Source organism: Candidatus Melainabacteria bacterium RIFOXYA2_FULL_32_9 (assembly GCA_001784615.1).
Classification (GTDB): Bacteria; Cyanobacteriota; Vampirovibrionia; order Gastranaerophilales; family UBA9579; genus UBA9579.
Window position 1 is genome coordinate 9,112 of sequence record MFRQ01000055.1, and the last position, 1,972, is coordinate 11,083.

The 1,972-nt window shown below is 30.6% G+C and carries 2 protein-coding genes and 1 pseudogene (1 of these 3 cut by a window edge); all 3 read right to left on the minus strand.

Translation table 11 applies throughout. The annotated features are described in order from the left end of the window. Positions 1–291: pseudogene (locus A2255_07345) on the minus strand (hypothetical protein) (it extends 519 nt beyond the left edge of the window). Between the two features lie 20 nt (positions 292–311). Continuing rightward, a complete protein-coding gene (locus A2255_07350; protein ID OGI21722.1) occupies positions 312–1,187 on the minus strand; it encodes a 4-hydroxybenzoate octaprenyltransferase in 876 nt (291 codons plus the stop codon). A 167-nt stretch (positions 1,188–1,354) separates the two neighbouring features. Next, entirely contained in the window at positions 1,355–1,810 is a 456-nt protein-coding gene (locus tag A2255_07355) for a hypothetical protein (protein OGI21723.1), read from the minus strand. Positions 1,811–1,972: the final 162 nt, after the last annotated feature.

Sequence of the window (1,972 nt, forward strand, 5' to 3'; positions counted from 1 at the left end):
ATAATCCCCAGCTCCCTGTTTGACCATTTCATAGGCAATCTGAAGAGCAATGATCATTCCCGATATCCCAACCATTGATAAAGTCATAAGTAAAGAATCAAATCCGAATATTGCTGATTGATTTATTGTGTTTTTTAGATTGATACATCCAGTAGCAATGCATCTTAATGCGCTTATAAGATTTATTCCTATTAGACCCAAGGTTTCAAGCCAGTCAATACTATCTTTAGCCAAACTGGATAAAAGTTTATAGGTTAATGTATTTTTAAATATTTTTATTGTTTTACTCATTTCATTAATAGGATAGTTTTTTAAAAGATTTTGTCAAGAAAGATAAAGATGAAAAAACTTATACTAACATAACCATTAACATTAAAGAAAGCTGCATTAATCTTAGAAAGATCATCTTCTTTTAATAGGGAATTTTCATATATTAATAAAACACCTGTTAAAATTAAGCCAATCCAGTAAAATAAACCAACAGGATAGATACTGCCTAATATTATTAATAATAATACAGTAGTGCTATGAAAGATTTTTGCTATTAACAAACTGTTTTTTATTCCAAGCCAGGCTGGAATACTGAAGAGATTGTTTGTTTTATCGAATTCTATATCCTGTATAGCGTAAATGATATCAAATCCACCAACCCAGAAAACAATTGCTAATCCCCATAAAATAACTGGTAAAGTAATTTCGCTGCTTACAGCTATCCATCCTCCAGCTGCTGCAGCTCCTAAAGCTGATCCTAGTACTAAGTGTGAGAGATTAGTGAATCTTTTAGTGTATGAATAAACTATCAAAATTGCTATAGCTACAGGTAATAATTGTTTGCATACTAAAGGTAACTGCCAGGTAGCAAATATTAAAAGTCCAAAAGAAAAAATTGCAAGAAATAAGGCAGACATTTTTTTGATTTTTCCAGTAGGAATTGCTCTATTTGCTGTTCTTGGGTTTTTTTTATCAATATCAGCGTCAATTACCCTGTTTAATGCCATAGCAGCAGTTCTGCCACCAATCATAGCAACTATAACCCATAAAAAAGTATTAATTTGAGGCCAACTATCAGGCTTAGCAAGCAGCATTCCTGATAGGGCAAAAGGTAGAGCAAATATGGTATGCTCGAACTTAATTAATTCAAAGTATTCTAATATTTTGAATTTAACTTTTTTTATTATTGTAGTCATCAAACTCAGCTCCTTTAATCAAGTATTGCAGAAAAGAGCTAGTAGATCCAATGGTAAATGTCAGAGCACCTTAAAAGAAAAAATTAAGTAATTCATATGGGAATGTTCTCGAAGCAATCTTATTTGCCGAGAAAACATTCCCATACTCTCAAAATATTTAAAATTTATTATCCGATTTTTACTTTTTTGGTTTTTTGTTTTTCCTCTTCCGTTTTTGGCAGTGTTACTGTTAATATACCGTCTTTAAATTCTGCGGATACTTTTGTATTATCAATATTAGAAGGTAATTCTAAGGTTCTGATGAATTTACCGTATCTAAGTTCGCTTCTATAGGTGTTTTCTTTTTTTTCTTCCTCTTCTTTTTTAGTTTCGGCTTTAATTGTAACTGTATCTTCTCCGACTTCTACATCAATATCATCTTTGCTGATTCCTGGAAGTTCAGCTTTAACCTGATAATTACCGTCCTGCTCATTTAACTCTACAGCTGGTTGCCAGGTAATTTCTCCTTTTTCAGGAGCATTTTCTGTTAAGCCAAATCTTTCGAAAGTATCTTCGATCATACGATTCATTTCTTCTTGAATATCTTGTAGATATCCTGGTCTTTTTACTCTTATTAACTTCATAATAACCTCACATTATCCCTGAAAGTATTGTAATATATAAAATATAGACTTATTTATAAATATTAACTATCCTCTATTAGATAAATTTAAATTTCTCAATGCATTAAGAAATGTTAACTAAAAATTGTATTTAATTTAAGAAGTTAACAAAAAGTAAATTTT